We start from the raw sequence: 24,219 nt of genomic DNA on the forward strand, positions 1-24,219 counted from the left end.
CCGGCGTTAGAATGACAGCCCGAGCCGGCTTCAGACCGCTGCCCCACGCGAGACGCCATGAACCATCCAGCCCCGCCCTCCCAGATCATCCGCAAGCCGATTCCCCCGGCCATGCTCGACGCGCTGCGCACCCGCTTCGGCGATCGCGTCTCCATGAGCGAAGCCGTGCGCGCCCACCACGGCCGCGATGAATCCGCCTACGACCCGATGCTGCCCGACGCCGTCGTCTTCGCGCAGACCACCGAGGAAGTCGCTGCCGTCGCCAAGCTCTGCTTCGAGCACGAGATTCCGCTGATCCCGTATGGCGCCGGATCGTCGCTCGAAGGCCATCTGCTGGCCGTGGCCGGTGGCGTGAGCCTCGATCTCTCGCAGATGAACCACGTGCTGTCGGTGCACTCCGAAGACCTGACGGTGACGGTCGAGCCGGGCGTCACGCGCAAGCAGCTCAATACCGAGATTCGCGATACCGGTTTGTTCTTCCCGATCGACCCGGGCGCGGATGCATCCATCGGCGGCATGTGCGCGACGCGCGCTTCGGGCACCAACGCCGTGCGTTACGGCACGATGCGCGAAAACGTCCTGAACCTGACGGTGGTCACCGCTGACGGCCACATCATCAAGACGGCCAACCGCGCACGTAAATCGTCGGCGGGGTATGACCTCACACGCCTCTTCATCGGCAGCGAGGGGACGCTTGGCATCATCACCGAGATCACGCTGAAGCTGTATCCGCAGCCCGAAGCGGTATCCGCGGCCGTGTGCGCCTTCCCGAGCATGGGCGATGCGGTGTCGGCAGTGATCGACACTATCCAGATGGGCGTGCCGATTGCGCGCGTGGAATTTGTCGATGCGCTGGCCATCCGCGCGATCAACCAGTACGACAAGCTCACGCTGCCCGAGATGCCGACGCTGTTCTTCGAGTTTCACGGCTCGGAGCACGGCGTGCAGGAGCAGGCCGAGACCGTCCAGCAGATCACTGCTGAACACAAGGGCCAAGGCTTCGAATGGGCCACGCGCCCCGAAGACCGCAGCCGCCTGTGGAACGCTCGCCACAACGCCTATTTCGCCTTTCTGCAACTCAAGCCGGGCTGCCGCGCCGTCACCACCGACGTATGCGTGCCGATCTCGCGCCTGGCTGAATGCGTGGTCGAGACCGAGAAGGACCTGCTTGCCAGCGCGCTGCAGCTGCCCGCCCCCATCGTCGGCCACGTGGGCGACGGCAACTTCCACGTTGCGCTGCTGATCGACCCGAACAAGCCGGAAGAACTGGAAGAGGCCGAGCGCATCAACCAGCGCATCGTCGCCCGTGCAATTGCCATGGACGGCACCTGCACGGGCGAGCATGGCGTGGGTCTGCACAAGATGGACTTCCTCATCGCCGAACACGGCAACGATGCGATCGACCTGATGCGCAGCATCAAGCAGGCGCTGGACCCGAAGCACGTCCTGAACCCCGGCAAGATCTTCCACGTGTAACCGATTCACCTACCAGCGACCGCCCGCATGTCTTCCGTCTTCAAGCGCGTTCCTCCGCTGCATCTGTTGATTGCCTTCGAGGCCGGGGCGCGCCATGCGAGCTTCGCGCGCGCGGCCGAAGAACTGTCCGTCACGCCCAGCGCGGTATCGCACCGCATCAAGAATCTGGAAGAGCTGTGGGGCGAAGACCTCTTCGTGCGCACGGGCACGGCGTTGCGGCTGACCGCCGCGGGCACGCGCTACCTGCGCAGTGTGCAAGTGGCGCTCGACACCCTGCACGAACTGGCACGGCCGGAATTCAGCAAGCAGCGCGCGCGGCTGCGCGTGGCGATTCCGCCCACGTTCGGACGCCAGCACCTCGTGTCGCGTCTGCCGGAGTTCAACGCGCTGTACCCGCACATCGATCTGGAACTGCATCTCTCCATCCCGTTCCTCGACGTGAAAGCCGAGGACACCGATGTCGAAATCCGCTACGGCACCGGCCGCTATCCGGACCTGAAGACCACGCTGCTGCTCAACGAGCCGGTCTTCCCGGCGTGCGGGCGGGCCTACTTCGAGCAGATCAGCGGCAACACCATCACCGAAGCGTCGCAGTTGCTGAACCTCACGCTGCTGCGCAGCCCGCTGGAGCCCTGGCGCCCATGGTTCGAGGCGGCCGGGCTGGACGCGGCGGAGCCTGCGACCGGCTCGCTGTTCAACGACATCGGCCTGATGCTCGAAGCCGTCGCCTCCAACCAGGGCGTGGCGCTGGTGCGTCAAGCCATGGCGCGCAACTGGCTGGCTTCGGGGCAGATCGTGCGGCTGCTGGACATCGAATCGGCGTCGCCACATGCTTATTACATTGTCCAGCGCGAGCAGGCGCCGATGAAGCCCGAGGCGCGGCATTTTGTGGATTGGTTGCTTGGGCTGGATTGGTAAACCGCTCAGCGGCCGGCCCCCGAGCCTCGCGGCTGGGTCTCGAACTACCGGATTCGAAACTTTTAGTTTCGACGTTGAAGCCCTGAACCCTCAGCGCTGATGAAAAAAACAGCAACGTCGGGGCAAAAAGCGTCATGGGTCGAGCCCCAGGGCCTCGAAGTTGACGTTCCGAACGTCATCGTTGCTGCTTTTTTCATCAACGCCGATCCTATTTGCCTCACGCGCGAGGTACCTGAACCTCGGATTCGATACTTTTAGTGTGAAGCTCGGTGCTTTGCACCCCACCGTCGGCGGTTGAAGGCTCGATCGTGGAGGTCAGGCTCGCGCGAATGGGCAATGAAACCTTGCTGCCCCGCGATGAACCGCATTGGCCGCTCCGGCGAGCCAAATTCATCGCAGCAAAAGTCCTTAACACGCCGCATGGCGCGGCGGCCGGGCTATAGTGCCCTCCATCCCGGCCACCGCTGCCGGGCACAACGATGAGAGACACCCCATGAACGCATCGCTGTCCGCCACCGCTCGCGATCCGTCTGCCCTGCAGGCTGAGCTGACCGCCGCGCTGTCCCAGATCGTGTCCGACGACGCGCTGCTCTGGGAGCGCGAAGACACCACCCCGTATGAATGCGACGGCTTGGCCGCTTACCGGCAGGTGCCGCTGGCCGTCGTGCTGCCGGATACCGAGGCGCAGGTCGTCGAAATCCTGCGCGTGTGCCACCGCATGGGCGTGCCCGTGGTGCCGCGCGGCGCGGGGACGAGCCTGTCGGGCGGTGCGATGCCGACGCCGGGCGGGCTGGTGCTGTCGCTGGCCAAGTTCAAGCGCATCATCAAGGTGGACCCATACACGCGTACGGCGGTGGTCCAGCCGGGCGTACGCAACCTCGCCATTTCGGAAGCCGCCAACCCGCACGGGTTGTATTACGCGCCCGATCCGTCATCCCAGATTGCCTGCACCATCGGCGGCAACGTGAACGAGAACTCCGGCGGCGTGCATTGCCTGAAGTACGGCCTGACCGTGCACAACGTGCTGCGCGTGCGCGCCGTGATGATGGACGGCGAGGTGGTTGAATTCGGCAGCGAGGCGCCCGACGCCCCCGGCCTGGACCTGCTGGCCACGGTGATCGGCTCCGAAGGCATGCTGGCCGTGGTGACGGAAGTGACCGTGCGCCTGATCCCCAAGCCGCAACTCGCGCAGGTGATCATGGCGAGCTTCGACGACGTGGAATCCGGCGGCAACGCCGTGGCCGACGTGATTGCCGCGGGCATCATCCCGGCGGGGCTGGAAATGATGGACAAGCCCGCCACCGCTGCCGTTGAGGAATTCGTCTGCGCCGGCTACGACCTCGACGCGGCCGCCATCCTGCTGTGCGAATCCGACGGCACGCCCGAAGAAGTGGCCGAAGAGATCGCGCGCATGAGCGAAGTGCTGCGCGCCTCCGGTGCCACGCGCATCCAGGTCTCGCAAAGCGAAGCCGAGCGCCTGAAGTTCTGGAGCGGTCGCAAGAATGCCTTCCCGGCAGCCGGGCGCATTTCGCCGGACTACTACTGCATGGACGGCACCATCCCGCGCAAGCACATTGGCACGCTGCTGCGGCGCATCCAGCAGATGGAGCAGAAGTACGCCCTGCGCTGCATCAACGTGTTCCACGCGGGCGACGGCAACATGCACCCGCTCATCCTCTTCAACGGCGAAGACCAGGACGAATGGCACCGCGCCGAACTGTTCGGCTCCGACATCCTCGAGACCTGCGTGGAACTCGGCGGCACCGTAACGGGCGAGCACGGCGTGGGCGTGGAAAAGCTCAGTTCGATGTGCGTGCAGTTCTCGGCAGAAGAACGTGACGCATTTCTGCGCGTAAAGGCCGCGTTTGACCCGGTGCGTTTGCTGAACCCCGACAAGGCCATCCCCACGCTCGCGCGCTGCGCCGAATACGGCAAGCTGCACGTGCGCAACGGCCTGCTGCCCCACCCCGACTTGCCGCGTTTCTGATCGCCGCCTGACCATTCCGAAGCCGCACGCAGCGAACAAGCCGTTGCGCCCGAAGGTTCAACATGCCCATCACGTCTGACTCCGCCCTTTCGCCCGCGCTCGCACGCTTTCGCGACGCCATTACGCAGGCCGCAAGCAACCGCACGCCGCTCACCCTGCGCGGCGGCGGCACAAAGGATTTCTATGGCCGAGCGCCCGCACCCGACGGCACCGTGCTCGACACGCGCGAGTGGTCCGGCATCGTCGATTACGACTGTGCAGAACTCGTCATCACAGCGCGCAGCGGTACACCGCTGGTCGAGATCGAAGCCGCATTGGCCGAGCACAAGCAGATGCTGGCGTTCGAGCCGCCCCACTTTGCTGCGAATGGCCGACAGGCAACGGTAGGCGGCGCGTTTTCATCCGGCCTGTCCGGCCCGCGCCGGCAGTCGGTGGGCGCGCTGCGCGACTTCGTGCTCGGCGCTGTCGTCATGGACGGCCGCGGCGACATGCTCAACTTTGGCGGCCAGGTGATGAAGAACGTGGCCGGCTACGACGTCTCGCGCCTGATGGCCGGTGCACTCGGCACGCTCGGGTTGATCGTGCAGGTGTCGCTCAAGGTGCTGCCGATGCCGTTCTGCGATGCGACGCTGCGCTTTGCCATGGCACAAGGCGAGGCCATCGACACACTCAACCGCTGGGGGGGCCAGCCGTTGCCGATTGCGGCGTCCGCGTGGATCGACGGTGCCCTGTGGGTGCGCCTGAGCGGTGCCGATGCGGCCGTGCGCGCAGCCATCACCAAGCTCGGCGGCGAGCGTGTCGAGGACGCAGAAGGGACCGCGTTCTGGCGCGACCTGCGCGAGCAATCGCATGCGTTTTTCGCGCGTGCCGTGCAAGGCAGCCTGCCGTTGTGGCGCATCGCTTTGCCTCCAGCCACGCAGCCGCTGGCGCTCGGCCATGCGTCGGCCGATGAGCAGCTCGTCGAATGGGGTGGCGGCCAGCGCTGGTGGATCGACACCGCCAACACCTCCGCCGACGTCATCCGCGATGCAGCACGCAAGGCCGGCGGCCACGCCACGCTGTTCCGCAACGGCGACCGCGCCAGCGACATCTTCACGCCAGTCGCCCCGCCGTTGATGGCCGTGCATAAACGCCTGAAGGACAGCTTCGATCCTCACGGCATCTTCAACCCGGGCCGTCTGTACGCCGACTTCTAACGCAAGCCCATCATGCAAATCACGCTCGCGGCGTTCCTGCGCAACACCCCCGACGGCGAAGAAGCCCAAAGCATCGTGCAGAAGTGCGTGCACTGCGGTTTCTGCACGGCCACCTGCCCGACCTACCAACTGCTCGGCGATGAGCTGGACGGCCCGCGCGGGCGCATCTACCTGATGAAGCAGGTGCTGGAGGGCCAGCCCGCCGGCGCCGCTACACGCCTGCACCTCGACCGCTGCCTGACCTGCCGCAACTGCGAATCGACCTGCCCGTCCGGCGTGACCTACGGGCGCCTGGTGGAGATCGGCCGCAAGATCGTCGATGACCAGCTCGACGCGAAAGGCGGGGTGGGCTCAATGCGACGCCCGTTGGGCGAGCGCGCCGTGCGCTGGGCGCTGCGCGAGGGCCTGACGCGGCCGGCGCTGTTCGGCTCCGCGCTCAAGCTCGGACAGGCGGTGCGGCCGATGTTGCCGCCAGTGCTGCGCAACAAGGTTCCGGCCCGGCAGCCGCACGCCGGCACGCGACCCGGCACCGTGCACGCTCGCAAGATGCTGCTGCTTGAAGGCTGCGTGCAACCCGCCATGTCGCCCAACATCAATGCCGCCACGGCGCGTGTCTTCGACAAGCTGGGCGTGCAGCTCATCAGCGCGGACCGCGCCGGCTGCTGCGGCGCCATCCGTTATCACATGAACGACCATGCGGGCGGCCTCGGCAACATGCGCGCCAACATCGACGCCTGGTGGCCGCATATCGAGGCCGGCGCCGAGGCCATCGTCATGACGGCCTCCGGCTGCGGTGCGATGGTCAAGGAATACGGCCACCTGCTGCGCGACGATCCGGCCTATGCAGAGCGCGCGGCGCGCGTGTCCGCCATGACGCGCGATCTGTGCGAGCTGCTGCCCGCGTTCTCGCAACAGCTTCTACAGAAGACCAAACCTGAAGCACAACGCCCGCGCGTGGCTTGGCACCCGCCCTGCACGCTGCAACACGGCCAGCAGATTCGCGGCGCAGTGGAAACGCTGCTCGCCTCGCTGGGCGTGGACGTCAAGCTCTGCGCCGACAGCCACCTGTGCTGCGGCTCGGCCGGCACCTATTCGGTGCTGCAACCGGAACTTGCCTATCGCCTGCGCGATGACAAGCTCGCCAAGCTGCAAGCCACGCAGCCTGAGCGCATCGTCTCCGCCAACATCGGCTGCCTGACGCATCTGCAGAGCGGCACGGATACGCCGGTCGAACACTGGATCGAGCTGGTCGACCGCATGCTGGCCTGAAACGAACGCAGCCGGGTTCTATACTTGGCGCTTCGTTTCGCCCGGAGGCCCCATGCTGCAAACCTTCGCGATCCTGTTGACGTTCCAGTCGGTGGGAGAGCTGTTGACGTATTCGCTGCACCTGCCGGTGCCCGGTCCGGTGATCGGCATGGTGTTGCTGGTCATCTACCTGCTGGTGGACAAGGGCCGCGTGCTCGAAGTCATGCAGGGCACCGTCCGTGAACTGCTGCGTCACCTGACCATCCTGTTCGTGCCGGCCGGCGTGGGCGTCATGACGCAACTGAACCGCATCGGGCAGGAATGGCTGCCAATCGTGGTGGCGACCGTCGTATCGACGTGGCTGTCGATTGCCGCCGGTGCGCTCGTGACGCGCGCGCTGATGCGCCGCATGGGGGACCACGGCGAAGGCCAGGAGGAGCTGGCCCCATGAACGTGATGGCTCCCAACCTGCACCAACTCTGGGTCTATCTGGCCGCCAGCCCGCTGCTCGGCCTGACCGCCACGCTCATCGCGTACCTGATCGGCGTGCGCCTTCATGAACGCAGCCGCTTTAACCCGATGGTCAACCCGCTGCTGATTGCGGTTGTCATCCTGGGCACGCTGCTGACCGTGACGGGCACGCCGTACAAGACCTACTTTGACGGCGCGCAGTTCGTGCACTTCCTGCTGGGGCCGGCGACGGTGGCGCTGGCGGTGCCGTTGTTTCAGCAGTGGGCGAAGCTGCGCCGCCACGCGGTGCCGCTGATGGCTGGGCTCCTTGCAGGGTCGGTCGTCGCGGTGGTGTCAGCCGTGGGCATCGCGTGGCTGTTGGGCGCATCGCCGGAAACGCTGCGCTCGATGGCGCCGAAATCGGTGACGATCCCGATCGCCATGGGCATCTCGGAGAAGATTGGCGGCGCGCCGACCATCACCGCGGTGCTGGTGCTCATTACCGGGATTGTCGGTGCCACCACCACGACGCGGCTGCTGAACCTGCTGCGCGTGCGCGAGTACAGCGTGCGTGGTTTTGCCACCGGCATTGCGGCGCATGGCATTGGTACGGCCCGCGCGTTTCAGGTCAATCCGGAAGCCGGCGCGTTCTCGGCGCTGGGCATGGGCCTGAACGGCGTGCTGACGGCCGTGCTGGTGCCGCTGCTGGCGGGTTGGATTCCGCACTGAATCGCTCCTCCCTCCGCCCGGTATTCACTGCCTGGGCAATCTGCAACACGCTTTGCCACCCTCCTGAACGCTCCTGACAGAACGCTGTCAGGAGCCCCCCGCCAGAATCGCTCCACCTTAACCGGCAACGGCACTCCCAACCGCCTGAGCCACCTAACGGAGCGAACATCATGGCAAGCGTCATCAACTGGTTTGAAATCCCGGCCAACGATTTCCCGCGCGCGGTGAAGTTTTACGAGAACGTCTTCGACACGCAGCTCAAGCAGGAAGACATGGGCGACATGACCATGGGCGTGTTTCCGGCGGGTGAGACGACCATCCACGGTGCGCTGGTCAAGGGGGAGGGCTTTGCGCCGTCCGACAAGGGCAGCGTGGTCTACCTGAACGCGCCCAACCTGGATGCCGTGCTCGAGCGCGTGAACGGCAGCGGCGGCCAATGCGTCTTTGGGCCGATGACACTGCCCGACCACATGGGCCGCATCGCCCACATCGTCGACACCGAAGGCAACCGCATCGGCCTGCACGAGCCGGATGCCAAGACGCAGGCGTACCTGCTGCAGCAGTAACAGCAGTAACGCTCCCCAAGGCCGGTGCGCGGGCGCCGGCCTTCACCAAGAGACAGAGAAGAACACCATGCCGAGCCAATCCCCGTATCTCATGCGTGCCGCGGATGTCACCGCGCGCACGCAGTCGTTTTCGCACCCCTGGAACAGCCTGTCGGAAATTCACGGCACCATGATGGGCCGGCTGCTCGGGCTCAAACGTACCGGCGTGAATTTCGCGCGCGTGCCGCCGGGCAAGGAGTCGTTCGTCTATCACTCGCACCAGCGCGAGGAGGAATGGATCTACATCCTTTCCGGCGAAGCGCAGGCCGAGATCGACGACAGCATCTTCACCGTGCGCGGCGGCGATTTCATGGCCTTCCCCACAGGCGTCGCGCATCACCTGCGCAACTGCGGCAAGGACGATCTCGTCTATCTGTGCGGCGGCGAACATCTCAACATCGAGATTGCCGATTTCCCGCGACTGGGCAAGCGCATGCTGCGCCGTGGGGAGCAGGTCGATATCGTCGACATCCACCCGCAGCGCGAGTTGACGCCCTTCGGCGCGTAGGGGATATGGCGCGCATTGCACCCGGGCCCAAGCCCACTACAATGCCGCGCATGACCCGCCGCGCCGACCGCCTGTTCCAGATTGCCCAGATCCTGCGAGGCCGCCGTTTGACCACGGCGGCCATGCTGGCCGACCGCCTGGGCGTGTCGGAGCGCACGGTGTATCGCGATATCCGCGATCTATCCGTCTCAGGCGTACCGATCGAAGGGGAGGCCGGTATCGGCTACCGCATGCGGGCAGGCTACGACCTTGCGCCGCTCATGTTCACCGCCGACGAAGTCGAAGCGCTCGTGGCCGGCGCACGGATGATCAAGGCGTGGAGTGGTGGCACCATGGCCGACTCGGTGGAAGCCGCACTGGAAAAGCTGATGGGCGCCCTGCCCGCCGAGCGCCGCTCCGAAGCCGAGACCACACGCATCTTCGCGCCCGGCTACGGCATGGGCAGCGAGGTCAAGCAAGTATTCGACACGTTGCATGCAGCGCTTGGCCGCCACGCTGTTGCGCGGCTTGCTTACCGCGACGCGCAGGGCCAGTTGACCGAGCGCTGCATCCAACCGCTCGGCCTGTTCTTCTGGGGACAAGTCTGGCTGGTGGCCGCCTGGTGCGAACACCGTCAGGACTACCGCACCTTCCGCCTCGACCGCTGCGTCAAGGTCGACATTCTGGAGCGCCACTTTGCCGAATCCGCCGAGCGCTCGCTGGCGGATTTCATGCGCAAGGTGCGAGGCTCGTCGGATTGACGACCGCAACGTCAGGCGGGATCGGGCTCCGCCAGCAGCCGCTCAATATCGTCGGCAATCTCTTCCGGCTTGGTCATGGGCGCGTAGCGCTTGTAGACCGTGCCGTCGCGGCGCAGCAGGAACTTGGTGAAATTCCATTTGATGGCTCCGATACCGAGCACGCCGGGCTTTTCCGAGGTCAGCCACTTGTAGAGCGGATGCGCGTTGGAGCCATTCACGTCGATCTTGCCGAACATCGGAAACGAGACGCCGTAGTTCTTTTCGCAGAAGGCGCCGATCTCGTCTTCGCCGCCCGGTTCCTGCTTGCCGAACTGGTTGCACGGAAAGCCGAGCACCTCTAGCCCTTTGTCGTGCAGCCGCTTGTACACCGCCTCCAGCCCCGCGTACTGCGGCGTGAATCCGCACTTGCTCGCCGTGTTGACGATCAGCAGGACCTTGCCCTTGTACTGCGACAGCGGCACGCGCTGGCCGGTTAACGAATCGGCCTCGAATGCATAGACGTCACTCATGGCTACTCTCCGGATGGTTGCGGGAACGGAAATGCTCCGGCATCTGGCCGGAATTGTAACGGCCCGCGCGGGGCGGGCCGTTGGGAGATGCAGGTCAGTGCTTGTCGGTTTCGGAGAACCAGAATGTGCGCTTGCGTTTGCCAAGGCCTTTAGGTGTCACCTGGACGGGCGCCAGCGCGGAGCCGCCTGCGCCCGTTCCCGTCTGGTTGCCACACCCGAAGCACACCGGCACCGGCGTCGTACCGCCACTGCCGTTGTTCACCAGCACCACGCCATAGACCGACGAGGGCGGGAACCCGCCACCGTCCAGCACCACCGAGCGATTCGGGTTCTGGCCAGTGCCTGTCAGGAAGCTCACCGAATACGTGCGGGCGATGCCCAAGTTCGGGTAGCACGCGCCGGCGGACGGAACCGCCGGGGTGTTGGTCCCGAACGTGGTGTAGCCAGCCACCGTGAGGGGGGCGTTCACGACCTTCTCGCCCGGATTCGGCAGCGTGATGTAGAAGCCTGAGCCCGTCCCGCTGTACGCCGTCGAAGTCGAATCTACGAGGTTGGCTTCCGTCAATGGCACCCAACCAGCCGGCACGGGGCCAAGATTCGGGTCTTTCAACATATAGAAGCGGTTGACCACGTTGTAGGCGGTGCCCGGCGTTGTAGAAGCCGAATATAGCGGGTGCTCGCGATCGCCGGTGCCGGCAATGACGGCGTTGAAACCGGCGGTGGGCACGACATCGGGCGCATAGAAGAACTTGCGCGCGTTGTTGGTGTTGGCAGCGCCGCCGAGCGACGCGAACTGCGTCAGTGCCCAGTTGGCGGGGGCGTTGCCAGCGGAGCTTTGGAAGTCCACCCGCCAGATGTTGCCACCAACGTCGCCCACGTAGGCCATCTGGATGTAACCGCTACCTGTGCGATCGACCGTAGTGACATCCGAGGCAATCGAACGGGTCAGGCCGGTGTTCTTCACACACACGCCCGCCATGCCAGCGCAGTTCGGCAAGGCGCTCCAGACCGGCGCGCCGCTGTAGGCATCGAGCACAATGATGCCTCGACCCATGGTATCGGTGCCGGGTGCGGGGTCGCTGTCTTCGGAAGACGCATCGTAGCCGGCGCCCATGATCAGTACAGGGTTGGCGTAACCGGCCACGCGCATCAGTCTCGGCTTGGACCACGTCTGACCCAGCTCCGGAATATCGGTGTTGCTGCGCGACCAGAGATAGCGCGGGTTGGCGGGGTCGGTTACCTCCAGGGCGTAAATCAAGCTACCGCCACGCCGTGCGGTCAAGTAGATGATGGTGCGGGCGCTTCCCGAAACGCGCTGGTCTTGCATGACGGTCGTACTGCCGTCGAAAAAGTCATCACGCATCGTCGGTGTCGGCGTAATGCCGTTCGGCGTAGTGGACAGCTTCACCTGTGGCGAGTTGGCATAGAGCCGACTCAGCTTGCCAATGAACTCGGGCGGGATGAAGCCCCACAGCTCGCCGCCAGGTCGCACCCCGTTGATACCCGTCGTCTGATTGCCATTAATGGCATGGAAGACGCCATCATTGGCGCCATAGAACACCACGATGCCGGTGCTGCCTCCGTAGTTGATGACCACCGGCCGGGAATGCAGCACATCACCGTGGATGGACGGGCGGATCGTCACGGGCGAGCCCGGGCCAGTTTCGGCTTCCTGCCCCGCGACCGTCGAATTGTCCAGCGCCTGAACATCGCGGCCGCGCACCCAGTTGATGAAGTTGGTCTGCTCGCTCGACGCGATGGTGGGCGCGCCGTTCGTGCTGTTGTACGAGTTGATGGCGTTGAGCCCGCTGGTGCCGGTCAGCCATGTGTTGGCCGTGTCGAACGTTGGCATAGCCGTGCTGGTCGGGCAAGTGCCCTTGCCGTTGCAGGTAAGCAGCGTGCGGCTGCCCTGGCTGGTCAGGAATAATGCGCGCAGCATTTCACCAGCGCCGCCTTTTTCGACGATCTCACCGTCGGGTGAGTCAAAGGCCCAACCCTTGCTGGACGGGCTGTTTTGCCAGAAACCCTTGGTCGGCCAATTGCTGATGCTGCTGCCATAACCGCTTGAGCCAAAGGACAGCGGCGGGTCGGCGGTCCAGAAGCTGATGGCGCTGGGCGACATGAACCCCGTGCCCGCATTGCTCAGCGCGGCCTTGCCGACTGAATCCAGCAACTGCAGGTTACCGTTGGTGTCGAAGCCCACCTGGTACTGCTTGAGGTTGCCCATCCAGCGCGGGGCTGCCGTCGCATCGGGGCGAAACATCCCGATGTACACCTGGTTCAGGAACTGGCCTTGCGCGTTCACGGCAGCCGGCAAGCTGACCGATGCGAACACACTGTTGACCGCCTGGATTTCATTGAGGATCGACAGCAGCGCATCCTGAAGGCCCGCCACATCGCCAAGCTGAACGGTGTAGGCCTTGCCGCCACCATTGGTGGCCATGCTGTTATCGAAGTTGACGTAGTCCTGATTCTTGCCGTCCGTCACCGTGATGGCGTAGGTGATGACGTTCTGCGGGTTGGCCGTGTTGGCCGTGCCTTGCAGGTCGCTCTGGTACATATAGCGCGACCACTCGTCACCCCAGTTCGACGCGTACTTGCTATTGATCGCGATTTGCGTCGTCTGTGCAGCCGTGGGCGTGGGCACGGCCGCTTGAAGCGCCGCCAGCATCTTCGGATCGCTCTCGGCAGGGTGGCCGCTGTTGGTCGCGTTGCCAATGTAGATGACGAAATTTCGTTGGCAAGGGTTACTGATGGGCGATGTGTACTGCGTGCCAGACAGGCCCGCCACCTTGGTGTTCTGGTAACCCGCGTAGAACGCCCAGGCTTCCTGCATGGCGCCGGCTGTCTGCACATTGTTGCCGCCGGTCAGGTCCGTAGCGAACTGGTTTTGGATGTACGACAGCAGGCTGTTGACGCCGTTGTTGTCCATCAATTGCAGCGTCTGCGCCGACCTGGGATTCGCAGAAGGGAACGTGAACAATCCGCCGGGGCTCTTGGGGTCAAACAACATCAGACCCAGATTGACGTTGCCCAGCAAAGACGGATTGCTCGCAATCGACTGTGCGGCGCCGTAGAGGGCACACTGCTCAGCGCCGGAGCTCTTTGTTGGGTTGGCCACAGTCAGCCCAGTCGCCGAGCAGGTGAACGTCGCGTTGGCGTCTGAGTTAGAGCCATCGTCAAAGATGATCACAACGTTGGGCTTGCCGGCGTTCTGCTGCAGCCCCGTGTACAGATCAATGTCTTCGGCACTGGCAAGTTGAGCGCCTGACAGCGCGAGTGCAAAAGTTGCCGTCGCGGCAAAGGCAAGTCGTTGGGCAAAGGAGCGCATATGGGTTCTTCCTGGCTTTGCGCGTGGGCTTACGGACATGCCGCGCCGGTCAGCACGCGAACCGCAACGCCCTGATGCAGCGTCGTGTTCACGGCCGTACCGTTGGCATCGTTGACGGTGGCGGCAACATCCCACTGCGTCGCACTGCAATTCGACATCCCGCCTGGCGTACCGGCGGCGGTGAGGATGCCCGTGTCCGAGTTGTTGTTTACGCCGCTGAAGCAGGACGAGTCAGCGGCAAAGTTCGGGCTCGTCGTATTTGTAGTCAGCTGCGTATTTGCAATGGGCTTGGTGGCAACACAAGCAGGCGCAGCAACCTGCGCGGTGTAGTCCGCCTTGCCATCGCCGTTGACGTCCACCGGCACGTTGGTGGCGACCGGGTTGGAGGTGAAATCCGCGCTGATGACCTGCTCAATGCCCTGCTGCGCCGCGCTGCGGGCCTCCAGACCATATTGCTGGTTGGCGGCGATCTTGGTGTTGATCACGCCCGAGTTCATCATCATCACGACAATGCCCATGAAAATCGCCAGGAAGATCAGCGTGACAACGAGGGTCACGCCCGACTGACGTGCCGATTGGCGAACCGATAAGCGCCGCATGGCTACTCCCGTGGGCCGGCCACATTGGCGACGCGCGCGAGTTGCGCGTAGACGTGCCGTTTGTAGCCATCTTTGAAAGGTGGGGTGAGCGTACCGCGGCCCAGATCGTAGGACCGCGTATCCGTCCAGCCCGGTGACACGCCCAGCGTGCGCGCAAGCACGTTGATGCGCACGGCCGTCACGTTGCTCCAGTTGGTCGCGGCAGACGCGAGCCAGTTGTAGCCCCCCACGTTGTTGCATGCAGTGCTGTTGTCGATGCCAGGATTGGCAACGTAACAATCGGGCGAACCGTTGCCGTCCATATCCACGCCATAGGCGAAATGCACGTCGTCGATGCCCTGGGCGACCGAGTTTGGGGGCTGCATTGCGCCGCTGGAAAACTCAACCATCTTGAGCGTGGGAATGCTGTCGCCGCCCGTGCCACAGCGGTCGCACGTGGCCAGGTAGAACGCACGCACACTGACCTGGCGAAGGTCTGCGGGCTTGCTGCAGGTCTTTTCCTTGAGCGTGAAGTCCGTTGCGGTGGCGCTGAATACAAAAGGCGCCGTGTCGGTGCCGCAGAACGAATCCTGCAGATAAGCCTGCCCTGCCGCTACGGCGCTCGCAGAAGTAATGGTGCTCGACACGCGACGCACCACCAGGATTTCCGAGTTGGGCGACAGGTTGGGCAAGCATGGCGCCGCATTCGCACCGGGCACGTAACCGTAGATGGCCACGGGCACCGTTGCCGGGCTATTGCTGAAGCCGAGCGCATTGATGGCAGCGGCGCAGACATCGGGCGTGGCAACGGCGGAGGTTCCCAGCAGATTCAGATCACCGAGGAAGCCGCCGAGCCCAACTTCCTGGCTGATGATGTCGAGCGCATAGCGCCCATTCTCGATCTGCGTGGCGCTGTTGCCCAGCTGCACGCGCGATTGCGAGGTCGAGGCATACAAGCTCGCCAGCGCGGTCAGCAGCAGCAGCCCCAGCGTCATGCCGACCATCAATTCGATCAGCGACATCCCGCGCTGCAGACGCCGCAGCGTGCGATTGCCCATCATGACAGCACCCCCATGCGCACCTGCACGCTGATGGCGCGGCGGTAGCCATCGCTACCGAAATTGCCGCTGCCGCATGGCAGTGACGGCACCACGGTCTTGACCAGGCCTTGCCACGCGACCGTCACGCGATAGACCTGGTTGACGGTGTCGATGGCTTCGATGCAGCCGCGCGCGCCAATCATGGCGCCCAGGGCAACGGTGCCGCTTGCAGCGGTCTCGGTATTGCCCAGCAGCGCATTGTTCCAAGCTGTGAGATCGGATGTGACAGTGGCTTGCTGTGCGGCCGAGCCCGTCGTGCAGCTGGGCGCCGAGATGCCACCCGTGCCGGCAGTGGTCATCGCGCCGGCCACAGCGTAGCAGGCGGCCACCTGGCGGTTGGCATTGAGCCGCGCCGCCATGTCCTGCAGCAGCGTCAGGGCCTGCACGCGCTGGTAGGACTCCATCTCGGACTGGTTCGAGCGGACCATCATTCCGGCCGCGCCCAACAGCGCCACCAGCAGGATCACCACCGAAATCAGGATCTCGATCAGGGTCGTGCCGCGCTGCCCGCGCTTGCCCAACCGGCGATGTGACAACCGTGCAATGGCGCTCATGAGCACGTCCCCGAAACCACGGCGATGCGGCCGCTGCCGCCCACTTGCACGCAGCTAGGCGAGACCGATTGCGACGAACTCGTCGGCGTAACCTGGAACGTGACACCGCCTGCAGTGGGGCGACCATCGTTGCCGAACGACAGCGTGTTGCCGTTGCTCGCCGCAATGGTGACGCCGCTGTACGGCCCGAACGTGCGGATCACCGTGGCGGACGGGCCTACCTTCAGTGTCCAGCCGCTCGCCCAAGTGCTCGTGGTCGAAACGGTGGCGATGGCGTTCTGCTTGACCGCTTCCGCACGCGCCAACGACACGGCGGACGACAGGTCGAACGATGCATTGCGTGTTGCCTGGGTCGCGATCATGCCGGAGAACGACGGCACCGCAATCGTCACGAGGATGGCGAGCACAGCCAGCGTGACCATCAGCTCGGTGAGCGTGAAACCTTGAGTGGGCTTGCGCAGAGTAGTCATGGCTCGCCTCACTTCCAGCAGTTGGAGGCGCCTGTGGACGCCACCTTGGCACCGGTGTTGGTCAGCGTGAGTGTGCCGCAGGCGGCGTCGTTCGCCTGTTGCGAGCCCTGCGGAGTCGCCGCCAGTTGGTAAGACGGCGGCACGCTGCTGGCGCTCAGCGTGAAGGTGTAGTTGGGTGAAACGTTCGCCGGGACGTTGCTGGCGTATTGCAGCGTTGTCAGGTCAGGCGCATAGGCGCGATTGTCGAGCAGGAAGCGCTCCTGCGCGGCCGCCACTTCCTGCATGAAGGATTCCGCCGCTGCCCGATTGGAGCGGACGATGTACTGGACGTAGCTGGGATACGCAATGATCGCCAGGATGCCGACAATGGCCACTGTGATCATGAGCTCAATCAGCGTAAAGCCCCGCGCCGCCCGCGCGCGCTGACACCTCGGCTTGCTTGCCACGTTTTCACCCACCCGGATTTGCTGTTGCTTTTATCGTTTTGATGCGCGCCCGCCGATGACCTGGCAAGCCCACCCACCGCTTATACGGCAATTCTCAGCAAATATTAAGAAAAGTTAATGACGACGGGTGGGTACAGGGCGAAGCGCAAACGTTGCGCGCCGCAAATTACCTCAAATGGTGTAGCGCCTGGACCACATCAGACGACATTCAAATGCTCGGTGCCGGCCGACAGGTCCGTCTGCCCGCCCCGCTTGCTGTGCAGTTTGATCTGCAGCCGCAGATCGTTGAGAGAGTCGGCATTACGCAGCGCGTCTTCGTACGTGATCTTGTTTTCTTCGTACAAATCGAACAGCGCCTGGTCGAACGAGATCATCCCTTGCTCGCGGGATTTCTTCATGACCTCCTTCAGCTCGTGCACCTCGCCCTTGAAGATGAGGTCTTGCACCAGCGGGGTCGCCAGCATGATCTCGACGGCCGGTACGCGCCCCTTCTTGCCCTGACGCGGCAGCAGGCGTTGCGCAATCATCGCGCGCAGGTTCAGCGACAGGTCGATCAGCAGCTGCTGACGCTTCTCTTCCGGGAAGAAGTTGATGATCCGGTCGATCGCCTGGTTCGAGCTGTTGGCGTGCAGCGTGGCAAGGCACAAGTGGCCGGTTTCCGCGTACTGGATGGCGTATTCCATCGTGTCGCGATCCCGGATTTCGCCGATCAGGATCACGTCCGGCGCCTGCCGCAGCGTGTTCTTCAGCGCCACGTGCCACGACTCGGTATCCACACCCACCTCGCGCTGCGTCACCACGCAGTTCTGGTGCGCGTGCACGTATTCCACCGGATCTTCAATGGTGATGATGTGGCCGTACGAATTCGCATTGCGATAGCCCACCATCGCCGCCAGCGAGGTCGACTTACCCGAGCCCGTGGCGCCCACGACGATCACGAGGCCGCGCTTGCTCATCACGATCTCATTGAGGATCGGCGGCAGGTCCAACTCGCCCAGCGTCGGGATCTTCGTGTTGATGGTCCGCAGCACCATGCCGGCGCGACCTTGCTGCATGAACGCCGACACGCGGAATCGCCCGGCGCCCGGCGCCGTGATGGCGAAGTTGCATTCCGAGCTGTCTTCGTACTCGCGCAGCTGCTTCTCGTTCATGATCGCCTTGACCAGACCGACGGCCTGCTGGGCATTCAGCGGCTGCTGCGAGATCGGCGTGACCTTGCCGTCCACCTTGATCGCGGGCGGAAATTCTGCCGTGATGAACAAGTCCGAGCCACGGCTGTTCACCATCAACTGCAAGAGTTCGTGGATGTATTTGGTGGCGGCTTCGCGGTCCAGCATGGCGTGCCCCTCCTGGAAAGAATTGGAAAGCGCGCTGACGTGTCAGTCAGCGCATCCGTTCGCGCATCAGCTCACGAACGCGTCTGGGTTCTTGGCAATGGCGCGCGCGTCTGCGTAGTTGATCGCCGAGCGCTTGATCAGCTCCGACAGGCACTGGTCGAGCGTCTGCATGCCCATGCCGCTGCTGGTCTGCATCATCGAGTACATCTGCGAGATCTTGTTCTCGCGGATCAAGTGACGAATGGCCGGCGTGGCAATCATGATTTCGTGCGCCGCGATCCGGCCCGAACCATCGCGCGTCTTGAGCAGCGTCTGCGAGATCACCGCCTCCAGCGATTCGGAAAGCATGGTCCGGACCATCTCTTTTTCGTCCGACGGAAACACGTCGACGACCCGGTCGATGGTCTTGGCTGCCGAGCTGGTGTGCAGCGTGCCGAACACCAAGTGGCCGGTTTCTGCGGCGGTAAGCGCGAGGCGAATGGTTTCAAGGTCACGCAATTCGCCGACCAGCACCACATCCGGGTCTTCACGCAGCGCCGACTTCAGCGCGTTGGCGAACGAATGGGTATGGGGCCCGAGTTCACGCTGGTTGATCAGGCTCTTCTTCGATTCGTGCACGAATTCGATCGGGTCCTCCACCGTGAGGATGTGGCCCATGTCGTTTTCGTTGCGGTGGTTGACCATCGCGGCAAGCGTCGTCGACTTGCCCGAGCCGGTCGGGCCCGTGACGAGCACCAGACCGCGCGGCTTCATCGCCAGATCGGCAAACACGGCCGGCGCTTTCAGGTCGTCCAGCGAGAGCACCTTCGACGGAATCGTCCGGAACACGGCCGAAGCGCCGCGATTCTGGTTGAACGCATTGACCCGGAAACGCGAGAGCCCCGGGATCTCAAACGAGAAGTCGACTTCCAGGTTTTCTTCGTAGACCTTGCGCTGCCCGTCGCTCATGATGTCGTACACCATGGAGTGCACATCTTGGTGCGTGAGCGGGGGCACGTTGATCCGGCGCATGTCGCCGTGGATCCGGATCATCGGCGGCAGTCCGGCCGACAGGTGCAAGTCCGACGCCTTGTTCTTGGCGGAAAACGCCAGAAGCTGCGCGATGTCCATCTTATAATGACCCCCGACTTTTTTATGTCGCCCGGGCGTCGCAATGGCGCCTCCAGACGCGCTCCGAGCCGTTCATTCGACGTGCCGGAACCTTGTTTATTTGTAACAAACGTCGCCGGATTATGTCTGTAATCGCCGCCAACTTGCAAGCCGTGCGTCAACGGATCACAACGGCCTGCACACTGGCTTCGCGCGATGCTGCAGGTGTCACATTGTTGGCTGTATCCAAGACGTTCGACGCCGATGCCGTACGTGCCGCACATGCCGCCGGGCAACGCCTCTTTGGCGAAAACTATGTGCAGGAAGGCATCGCCAAGATCGACGCGCTGGCCGACCTGCGCACGGGCGCCGACCCGATCCGCTGGCACTTCATCGGCCCCCTGCAGAGCAACAAGACACGCGCCGTGGCCGAGCAGTTCGACTGGGTGCACAGCATCGACCGCCTCAAGATCGCCGAGCGCCTGTCGGCCCAGCGCCCCAACACGTTACCGCCGCTGCAGGTCTGTCTTGAGATCAACATCAGCCGCCAGGCCAGCAAGCATGGCCTGCTGCCCGATTTCGATGAAGTGCTTGCCGTGGCACGAGCCGTTTCGGCGCTGCCACGTCTGCAATTGCGCGGCCTGATGGCCGTGCCCGAGCCGAGCGATGACCCCGCCGCGCAGCGCAAGCCCTTTGCTGATCTGCGAGCCCTGGCGGATCGGCTGCGCGAGACCGGCATCCCGCTCGATACGCTGTCGATGGGCATGTCCGCCGACCTGGAAGATGCGATTGCCGAAGGCGCCACGATTGTGCGCGTCGGCAGCGCCATCTTCGGCGCGCGGCATTATGCAAACGCCTGAATTCCTGTCTTTTTTTCACACCACCACACTCATGCTCGACACTCTGAAACTCGGCTTCATCGGCGGCGGTAACATGGCGGCGGCCCTCATCGGCGGCCTGATCGCCAAAGGCGCACACAGCGCCAACATCGTGGTGGTGGACCCGACCGAACCGGCCCGCAGCCGCGCCGAACACACCTGGGCCGCTCGCACCGCTGCCGCCCCCGGCGCAGAACTGGCCGACCGCGACGTGATCGTCCTGGCAGTCAAACCGCAGCAGATGCGCGAGGTCTGTGCGCAACTCGCGCCGCATCTGGGCGACAGCCTGGTGCTGTCGGTGGCGGCGGGCATCCGCATCCAGGATCTGTCGCGCTGGCTGAATGGCCATGCACGTGTGGTGCGGGCAATGCCGAATACGCCGGCGCTCTCGGGGCTGGGTATGACCGGCTTGGCCGCCAACGCTGGCTTGTCCGACGCCGACCGCGCAACCGCCAGCGCCATCGCCAATGCCGTGGGCAAGAGCGTTTGGGTGCCAGCCGAAGCGCAGATTGATGCGGTGACTGCCATCTCGGGCAGCGGCCCCGCATACGTGTTCTATTTCATCGAGGCCATGCAGCAGGCGGCGCAGGAGCTTGGGCTGTCGGCTGAGGATGGGCGCACGTTGGCGGTGGAGACGTTTATTGGCGCGGCCACGCTGGCAGGCCAATCGTCCGAGCCGGTGGAGGTGCTGCGCGAGCGTGTGACGTCCAAGGGCGGGACGACGTATGCGGCGCTCACTTCAATGGAAGGCGCCGATATCAAGGCAGCCTTTGTGCGGGCCATGCATGCTGCGGCGGCTCGCGGCAAGGAGATGGGGGAGGAGTTTGGGCGGGATTGAGGGTACTGGTCCATCCCCGGTATCGTCCCCGGCAGGGGATGAAATCGGGGACGCACCACCAACACCTAGCGCAGCAAATACGCCCCCGCCACCCCGGCAAACAAACAGGCCCCCAGCCAATTGTTATGCCGGAAAACAAAAAAGCACTTCATCCGATCACGCGTCTGTAGCATCGGGAAATACCAAAGCGACAACGCCACGGCAGCGGCAAACCCAATCCAGTACGCCACGCTGAGTGCCATCACATGGCCAGCCCAGGCCATGATCCCGAAGAACCCCGCGTAGCACAGCATGATCGCCGCCACGTCAAAACGTCCAAAAGTAATGGCTGAGGTTTTGATGCCGATGAGCAAATCGTCATCGCGGTCGACCATCGCGTACGCCGTGTCGTAGGCGACGGCCCAGAAGACATTGCCGGCAAGCATCAGCCACGCCAGCACCGGCACCTGATCCTGCACCGCCGCGTACGCCATCGGAATCCCAAACCCGAACGCAATGCCGAGGTACGCCTGCGGAATCGCGAAGAACCGCTTGAAGAACGGATACGTGCCGGCAATCACGATGGCGGCCACCGACATCCACTTTGTCAGCGCATTGAGTGGCAGGATCAACGTGAAGGCGATGAGCGAGAGCACCGCGGCTACCGCCAGCGCCTCCCAGGGGGCAATCAGGCCCGCGGTGATCGGCCGCTCCTTGGTGCGCTTGACGTGCTTGTCAAAGTCACGATCCGCCCAGTCGTTGACCGCGCAACCGGCCGAGCGCATCAGGAACGTGCCGACCGTGAAGATCACCACCAGCGACACCGGCGGATGGCCATCGGCGGCCATCCATAGCGCCCACAGCGTCGGCCACAGCAGCAGCAGCGTGCCGATCGGTTTGTCCATGCGCATCAGGCGCGCATAGAGCATGAGGCGGCTGGGTTGGGCAGCGGACGATTGCATGGAAATCACCAAAGAAAAATGGCGCCTGCACGAGGCAAGGCGCCATTTTAGTCCCGCCGAAAGCAGCTTAGGCGGCGGCCAGATCGAACCGGTCGAGATTCATCACCTTGACCCACGCGGCCACGAACTCGCTGATGAACCGCTCCTTACCGTCGGCGCTGCCGAACACCTCGGCCAGCGCACGCAGGATCGAGTTCGAACCGAACACCAGATCGACGCGCGTGCCGGTCCACTTGCGCTCGCCCGTCTTGCGGTCATAGCCCTCGTAGATGTCGCCGGCAGGCTTCCATTCGGTGTTCATGTCGAGCAGGTTGACGAAGAAGTCGTTCGTCAGCGCGCCGGGCGTGCTGGTAAAGACGCCATGCTGGCTGCCATCCGCGTTGATGTTGATGGCGCGCAGGCCACCGATCAGCACGGTCAACTCCGGTGCCGTCAGCGTCAGGAGTTGAGCCCTGTCGAGCAGCAGCACTTCGCCCGGCACCGCAAACTGCGTCTTCTGGTAATTGCGGAAACCGTCGGCCACGGGTTCGAGCACCGAGAAGGACGTGGCATCGGTCTGCTCGGCCGTCGCATCGACGCGGCCCGGCGTGAACGGCACGGTGATCGTCGTGCCGGCGGCCTTGGCGGCCAGCTCGATACCAACGCTGCCTGCCAGCACGATCACATCCGCCAGCGAAGCCTTGCCGGAGGCGCGTTGAATTTCCTCCAGCCTAGCCAGCGTGCCGGCCACCGGCTGGTTGACCGCCCAATCTTTCTGCGGCGCCAGCCGAATGCGCGCGCCGTTGGCGCCGCCACGCTTGTCCGACCCGCGGAAGGTCGAGGCAGACGCCCACGCCACGGCAACCAGTTCGGATGCCGACAGGCCAGAAGCGGCAATCTTTGCTTTGAGATCGGCGATATCGGCCTCGGTCGGCTTGTGCGTCGCCGTCGGCAGCGGGTCTTGCCAGATCAGGTCTTCACGCGGCACTTCGGGGCCGAGGTAACGCGACTTCGGGCCGAGGTCACGGTGCGTGAGCTTGAACCAAGCGCGGGCAAAGGCTTCAGCAAACGCCTGCGGGTTGTCCAGGAAGCGGCGCGAGATCTTTTCGTATGCCGGATCAAAACGCAGCGACAAGTCGGTCGTCAGCATCGTCGGGCGGCGCTTGGGCGAATCGGGCGTCGGGCCCGGAATGATCGCCTCGGCGTCTTTGGCCACCCATTGCAGTGCGCCGGCGGGGCTCTTTTCCTGCACCCATTCGTACTTGAACAGGTTCTCGAAGAAGAAGTTGCTCCATTGCGCGGGCGTTTGCGTCCAGGTGACTTCGAGCCCGCTGGTGATCGCATCCGCGCCCTTGCCGGTGCCAAAGGTGCTGGCCCAGCCCAGGCCTTGGGCTTCCAGCGGCGCGGCCTCGACATCGGCGCCAACGTGACTTGCTGGCCCCGCGCCGTGGGTCTTGCCGAAGGTGTGACCGCCGGCGATCAGCGCAACGGTTTCTTCGTCGTCCATCGCCATGCGGGCGAAGGTCTCGCGGATGTCCTTGGCGGCCGCGAGCGGATCACCATGGGCGTGCTCCGGGCCTTCCGGGTTCACGTAGATCAAGCCCATCTGCACGGCGGCGAGCGGGTTCGCGAGGTTGCGCTCGCCCGAATAGCGCGTGGCTTCCAACCACTTGGTCTCGTTGCCCCAATACACATCGTTGTCCGGTTCCCACGTGTCTTCACGGCCGGCGGCAAAGCCGAACGTGCGGAAGCCCATGGTTTCAAGCGCAACGTTGCCGGTCAGGATCAGCAGGTCGGCCCACGAGATGGCCTGGCCGTACTTCTGCTTGATCGGCCACAGCAGCCGGCGCGACTTGTCGATGTTGACGTTGTCGGGCCAGGAGTTGAGGGGTGCAAAACGTTGCTGGCCGCGCCCTGCGCCGCCACGGCCATCGCCCGTGCGGTACGTGCCGGCGGCATGCCAGGCCATGCGGATGAACTGCGGGCCATAGTGGCCAAAGTCTGCCGGCCACCAGTCTTGCGAATCGGTCATCAGGCGGCGCAGATCGGCCTTGAGCGCGTCGTAGTCGATCGCATTGAACGACTTGCGGTAGTTGAAGTTCGACCCGAGCGGATCAGACTTCTCGGAATGCTGGTTCAGCAGATCGACGCGCAGCTGATTGGGCCACCAGTCCTTGTTGGCCGTACCGCCACCGAAGGCGTGGGAAGCAGCGGGAGCATGGCCGGAAAACGGGCATTTGGCTTCAGTCGTCATGATTCTCTCGGTTAGGTCATGGGGGGTGATGCCGCCCCAACCGCAACGCAACGGGCTC

23 protein-coding genes are annotated in these 24,219 nt (G+C 64.1%); 12 read left to right on the forward strand and 11 right to left on the reverse strand.

Annotated features, from left to right (window positions below; translation table 11 throughout):
* Positions 1 to 57 precede the first annotated feature (57 nt).
* The 10 genes from BEK68_RS11245 (at position 58) to BEK68_RS11290 (ending at position 9,857) form a co-directional block, all read left to right on the forward strand.
* On the forward strand, positions 58 to 1,476 hold the full coding sequence (locus BEK68_RS11245; protein ID WP_012436364.1) for an FAD-binding oxidoreductase: 1,419 nt from the start codon (positions 58 to 60) through the stop codon (positions 1,474 to 1,476).
* A gap of 27 nt (positions 1,477 to 1,503) precedes the next feature.
* A complete protein-coding gene (locus BEK68_RS11250; protein WP_004631636.1) occupies positions 1,504 to 2,394 on the forward strand; it encodes a LysR substrate-binding domain-containing protein in 891 nt (296 codons plus the stop codon).
* Positions 2,395 to 2,887: 493 nt separating this feature from the next.
* A complete protein-coding gene (locus BEK68_RS11255; RefSeq protein ID WP_012436365.1) occupies positions 2,888 to 4,381 on the forward strand; it encodes an FAD-linked oxidase C-terminal domain-containing protein in 1,494 nt (497 codons plus the stop codon).
* A 62-nt stretch (positions 4,382 to 4,443) separates the two neighbouring features.
* Entirely contained in the window at positions 4,444 to 5,577 is a 1,134-nt protein-coding gene (glcE, locus tag BEK68_RS11260) for a glycolate oxidase subunit GlcE (RefSeq protein WP_012436366.1), read from the forward strand.
* Between the two features lie 12 nt (positions 5,578 to 5,589).
* The gene (glcF, locus tag BEK68_RS11265) at positions 5,590 to 6,846 is read left to right on the forward strand and encodes a glycolate oxidase subunit GlcF (RefSeq protein ID WP_012436367.1); all 1,257 of its coding nucleotides are present in this window, start codon (positions 5,590 to 5,592) and stop codon (positions 6,844 to 6,846) included.
* Positions 6,847 to 6,898: 52 nt separating this feature from the next.
* A complete protein-coding gene (locus BEK68_RS11270; RefSeq protein WP_009241463.1) occupies positions 6,899 to 7,276 on the forward strand; it encodes a CidA/LrgA family protein in 378 nt (125 codons plus the stop codon).
* Positions 7,273 to 8,004 carry an LrgB family protein gene (locus tag BEK68_RS11275; protein ID WP_012436368.1) on the forward strand — a complete coding sequence of 244 codons (732 nt, stop codon included), beginning with the start codon at positions 7,273 to 7,275 and terminating at the stop codon, positions 8,002 to 8,004. Before BEK68_RS11270 ends, BEK68_RS11275 begins: the two co-directional genes overlap by 4 nt.
* A gap of 170 nt (positions 8,005 to 8,174) precedes the next feature.
* The gene (locus BEK68_RS11280; protein WP_009241464.1) at positions 8,175 to 8,570 is read left to right on the forward strand and encodes a VOC family protein; all 396 of its coding nucleotides are present in this window, start codon (positions 8,175 to 8,177) and stop codon (positions 8,568 to 8,570) included.
* Between the two features lie 67 nt (positions 8,571 to 8,637).
* Positions 8,638 to 9,117: a cupin domain-containing protein gene (locus BEK68_RS11285; RefSeq protein WP_004631617.1), complete on the forward strand. Its 480-nt coding sequence runs from the start codon at positions 8,638 to 8,640 to the stop codon at positions 9,115 to 9,117.
* Positions 9,118 to 9,158: 41 nt separating this feature from the next.
* Positions 9,159 to 9,857, forward strand: a complete 699-nt coding sequence (locus tag BEK68_RS11290; RefSeq protein ID WP_012436369.1) for a helix-turn-helix transcriptional regulator — start codon at positions 9,159 to 9,161, stop codon at positions 9,855 to 9,857.
* 11 nt (positions 9,858 to 9,868) lie between these two features.
* On the opposite strand, the gene BEK68_RS11295 is transcribed toward BEK68_RS11290, so the two are convergent.
* The 9 genes from BEK68_RS11295 to BEK68_RS11335 all read right to left on the reverse strand — a co-directional run bounded on the left by BEK68_RS11295 (position 9,869) and on the right by BEK68_RS11335 (position 19,292).
* The gene (locus BEK68_RS11295; protein ID WP_012436370.1) at positions 9,869 to 10,366 is read right to left on the reverse strand and encodes a glutathione peroxidase; all 498 of its coding nucleotides are present in this window, start codon (positions 10,364 to 10,366) and stop codon (positions 9,869 to 9,871) included.
* 94 nt (positions 10,367 to 10,460) lie between these two features.
* Complete coding sequence (locus BEK68_RS11300) at positions 10,461 to 13,697, reverse strand: pilus assembly protein (protein WP_012436371.1); 3,237 nt, start codon at positions 13,695 to 13,697, stop codon at positions 10,461 to 10,463.
* Between the two features lie 29 nt (positions 13,698 to 13,726).
* Complete coding sequence (locus BEK68_RS11305; RefSeq protein WP_004631610.1) at positions 13,727 to 14,296, reverse strand: pilus assembly PilX family protein; 570 nt, start codon at positions 14,294 to 14,296, stop codon at positions 13,727 to 13,729.
* A 2-nt stretch (positions 14,297 to 14,298) separates the two neighbouring features.
* Positions 14,299 to 15,336: a PilW family protein gene (locus BEK68_RS11310; protein ID WP_004631609.1), complete on the reverse strand. Its 1,038-nt coding sequence runs from the start codon at positions 15,334 to 15,336 to the stop codon at positions 14,299 to 14,301.
* Positions 15,333 to 15,929, reverse strand: coding sequence for a type IV pilus modification protein PilV (gene pilV, locus BEK68_RS11315; RefSeq protein WP_004631607.1), 597 nt, complete (start codon positions 15,927 to 15,929; stop codon positions 15,333 to 15,335). The genes BEK68_RS11310 and pilV overlap by 4 nt, the downstream gene beginning before the upstream one ends.
* On the reverse strand, positions 15,926 to 16,399 hold the full coding sequence (locus BEK68_RS11320; protein ID WP_004631605.1) for a GspH/FimT family pseudopilin: 474 nt from the start codon (positions 16,397 to 16,399) through the stop codon (positions 15,926 to 15,928). Before BEK68_RS11320 ends, pilV begins: the two co-directional genes overlap by 4 nt.
* Positions 16,400 to 16,407: 8 nt before the next feature.
* Positions 16,408 to 16,845, reverse strand: coding sequence for a type IV pilin protein (locus tag BEK68_RS11325; protein ID WP_004631602.1), 438 nt, complete (start codon positions 16,843 to 16,845; stop codon positions 16,408 to 16,410).
* 197 nt (positions 16,846 to 17,042) lie between these two features.
* Positions 17,043 to 18,182, reverse strand: coding sequence for a PilT/PilU family type 4a pilus ATPase (locus BEK68_RS11330; RefSeq protein ID WP_004631601.1), 1,140 nt, complete (start codon positions 18,180 to 18,182; stop codon positions 17,043 to 17,045).
* Positions 18,183 to 18,248: 66 nt separating this feature from the next.
* Positions 18,249 to 19,292, reverse strand: a complete 1,044-nt coding sequence (locus tag BEK68_RS11335) for a type IV pilus twitching motility protein PilT (RefSeq protein WP_004631600.1) — start codon at positions 19,290 to 19,292, stop codon at positions 18,249 to 18,251.
* Positions 19,293 to 19,414: 122 nt separating this feature from the next.
* On the opposite strand from BEK68_RS11335, the gene BEK68_RS11340 reads away from it, so the two are divergent.
* Both BEK68_RS11340 and proC read left to right on the forward strand, forming a co-directional pair.
* Positions 19,415 to 20,131 carry a YggS family pyridoxal phosphate-dependent enzyme gene (locus BEK68_RS11340; protein ID WP_004631599.1) on the forward strand — a complete coding sequence of 239 codons (717 nt, stop codon included), beginning with the start codon at positions 19,415 to 19,417 and terminating at the stop codon, positions 20,129 to 20,131.
* Between the two features lie 31 nt (positions 20,132 to 20,162).
* Positions 20,163 to 20,987 (forward strand): pyrroline-5-carboxylate reductase, encoded by an 825-nt coding sequence (gene proC / locus BEK68_RS11345; RefSeq protein ID WP_024542538.1) that lies wholly within the window; start codon positions 20,163 to 20,165, stop codon positions 20,985 to 20,987.
* Between the two features lie 65 nt (positions 20,988 to 21,052).
* Here the strand turns inward: proC and ubiA are convergent, their stop codons facing one another.
* Entirely contained in the window at positions 21,053 to 21,928 is an 876-nt protein-coding gene (ubiA, locus tag BEK68_RS11350; RefSeq protein ID WP_004631597.1) for a 4-hydroxybenzoate octaprenyltransferase, read from the reverse strand.
* 67 nt (positions 21,929 to 21,995) lie between these two features.
* Positions 21,996 to 24,161: a catalase/peroxidase HPI gene (gene katG / locus BEK68_RS11355; protein WP_012436375.1), complete on the reverse strand. Its 2,166-nt coding sequence runs from the start codon at positions 24,159 to 24,161 to the stop codon at positions 21,996 to 21,998.
* Between the last annotated feature and the right edge of the window lie 58 nt (positions 24,162 to 24,219).

The organism is Ralstonia pickettii, from assembly GCF_001699815.1.
Lineage (GTDB): Bacteria > Pseudomonadota > Gammaproteobacteria > Burkholderiales > Burkholderiaceae > Ralstonia > Ralstonia thomasii.

Bases quoted from the DNA above. Each gene is read 5' to 3' on its own strand.
- BEK68_RS11245 (WP_012436364.1), top strand. From the start codon at position 58: ATGAACCATCCAGCCCCGCCCTCCCAGATCATCCGCAAGCCGATTCCC.
- BEK68_RS11250 (WP_004631636.1), top strand. From the start codon at position 1,504: ATGTCTTCCGTCTTCAAGCGCGTTCCTCCGCTGCATCTGTTGATTGCC.
- BEK68_RS11255 (WP_012436365.1), top strand. From the start codon at position 2,888: ATGAACGCATCGCTGTCCGCCACCGCTCGCGATCCGTCTGCCCTGCAG.
- glcE (WP_012436366.1), top strand. From the start codon at position 4,444: ATGCCCATCACGTCTGACTCCGCCCTTTCGCCCGCGCTCGCACGCTTT.
- glcF (WP_012436367.1), top strand. From the start codon at position 5,590: ATGCAAATCACGCTCGCGGCGTTCCTGCGCAACACCCCCGACGGCGAA.
- BEK68_RS11270 (WP_009241463.1), top strand. From the start codon at position 6,899: ATGCTGCAAACCTTCGCGATCCTGTTGACGTTCCAGTCGGTGGGAGAG.
- BEK68_RS11275 (WP_012436368.1), top strand. From the start codon at position 7,273: ATGAACGTGATGGCTCCCAACCTGCACCAACTCTGGGTCTATCTGGCC.
- BEK68_RS11280 (WP_009241464.1), top strand. From the start codon at position 8,175: ATGGCAAGCGTCATCAACTGGTTTGAAATCCCGGCCAACGATTTCCCG.
- BEK68_RS11285 (WP_004631617.1), top strand. From the start codon at position 8,638: ATGCCGAGCCAATCCCCGTATCTCATGCGTGCCGCGGATGTCACCGCG.
- BEK68_RS11290 (WP_012436369.1), top strand. From the start codon at position 9,159: ATGCCGCGCATGACCCGCCGCGCCGACCGCCTGTTCCAGATTGCCCAG.
- BEK68_RS11295 (WP_012436370.1), bottom strand. From the start codon at position 10,366: ATGAGTGACGTCTATGCATTCGAGGCCGATTCGTTAACCGGCCAGCGC.
- BEK68_RS11300 (WP_012436371.1), bottom strand. From the start codon at position 13,697: ATGCGCTCCTTTGCCCAACGACTTGCCTTTGCCGCGACGGCAACTTTT.
- BEK68_RS11305 (WP_004631610.1), bottom strand. From the start codon at position 14,296: ATGCGGCGCTTATCGGTTCGCCAATCGGCACGTCAGTCGGGCGTGACC.
- BEK68_RS11310 (WP_004631609.1), bottom strand. From the start codon at position 15,336: ATGATGGGCAATCGCACGCTGCGGCGTCTGCAGCGCGGGATGTCGCTG.
- pilV (WP_004631607.1), bottom strand. From the start codon at position 15,929: ATGAGCGCCATTGCACGGTTGTCACATCGCCGGTTGGGCAAGCGCGGG.
- BEK68_RS11320 (WP_004631605.1), bottom strand. From the start codon at position 16,399: ATGACTACTCTGCGCAAGCCCACTCAAGGTTTCACGCTCACCGAGCTG.
- BEK68_RS11330 (WP_004631601.1), bottom strand. From the start codon at position 18,182: ATGCTGGACCGCGAAGCCGCCACCAAATACATCCACGAACTCTTGCAG.
- BEK68_RS11335 (WP_004631600.1), bottom strand. From the start codon at position 19,292: ATGGACATCGCGCAGCTTCTGGCGTTTTCCGCCAAGAACAAGGCGTCG.
- BEK68_RS11340 (WP_004631599.1), top strand. From the start codon at position 19,415: ATGTCTGTAATCGCCGCCAACTTGCAAGCCGTGCGTCAACGGATCACA.
- proC (WP_024542538.1), top strand. From the start codon at position 20,163: ATGCTCGACACTCTGAAACTCGGCTTCATCGGCGGCGGTAACATGGCG.
- ubiA (WP_004631597.1), bottom strand. From the start codon at position 21,928: ATGCAATCGTCCGCTGCCCAACCCAGCCGCCTCATGCTCTATGCGCGC.
- katG (WP_012436375.1), bottom strand. From the start codon at position 24,161: ATGACGACTGAAGCCAAATGCCCGTTTTCCGGCCATGCTCCCGCTGCT.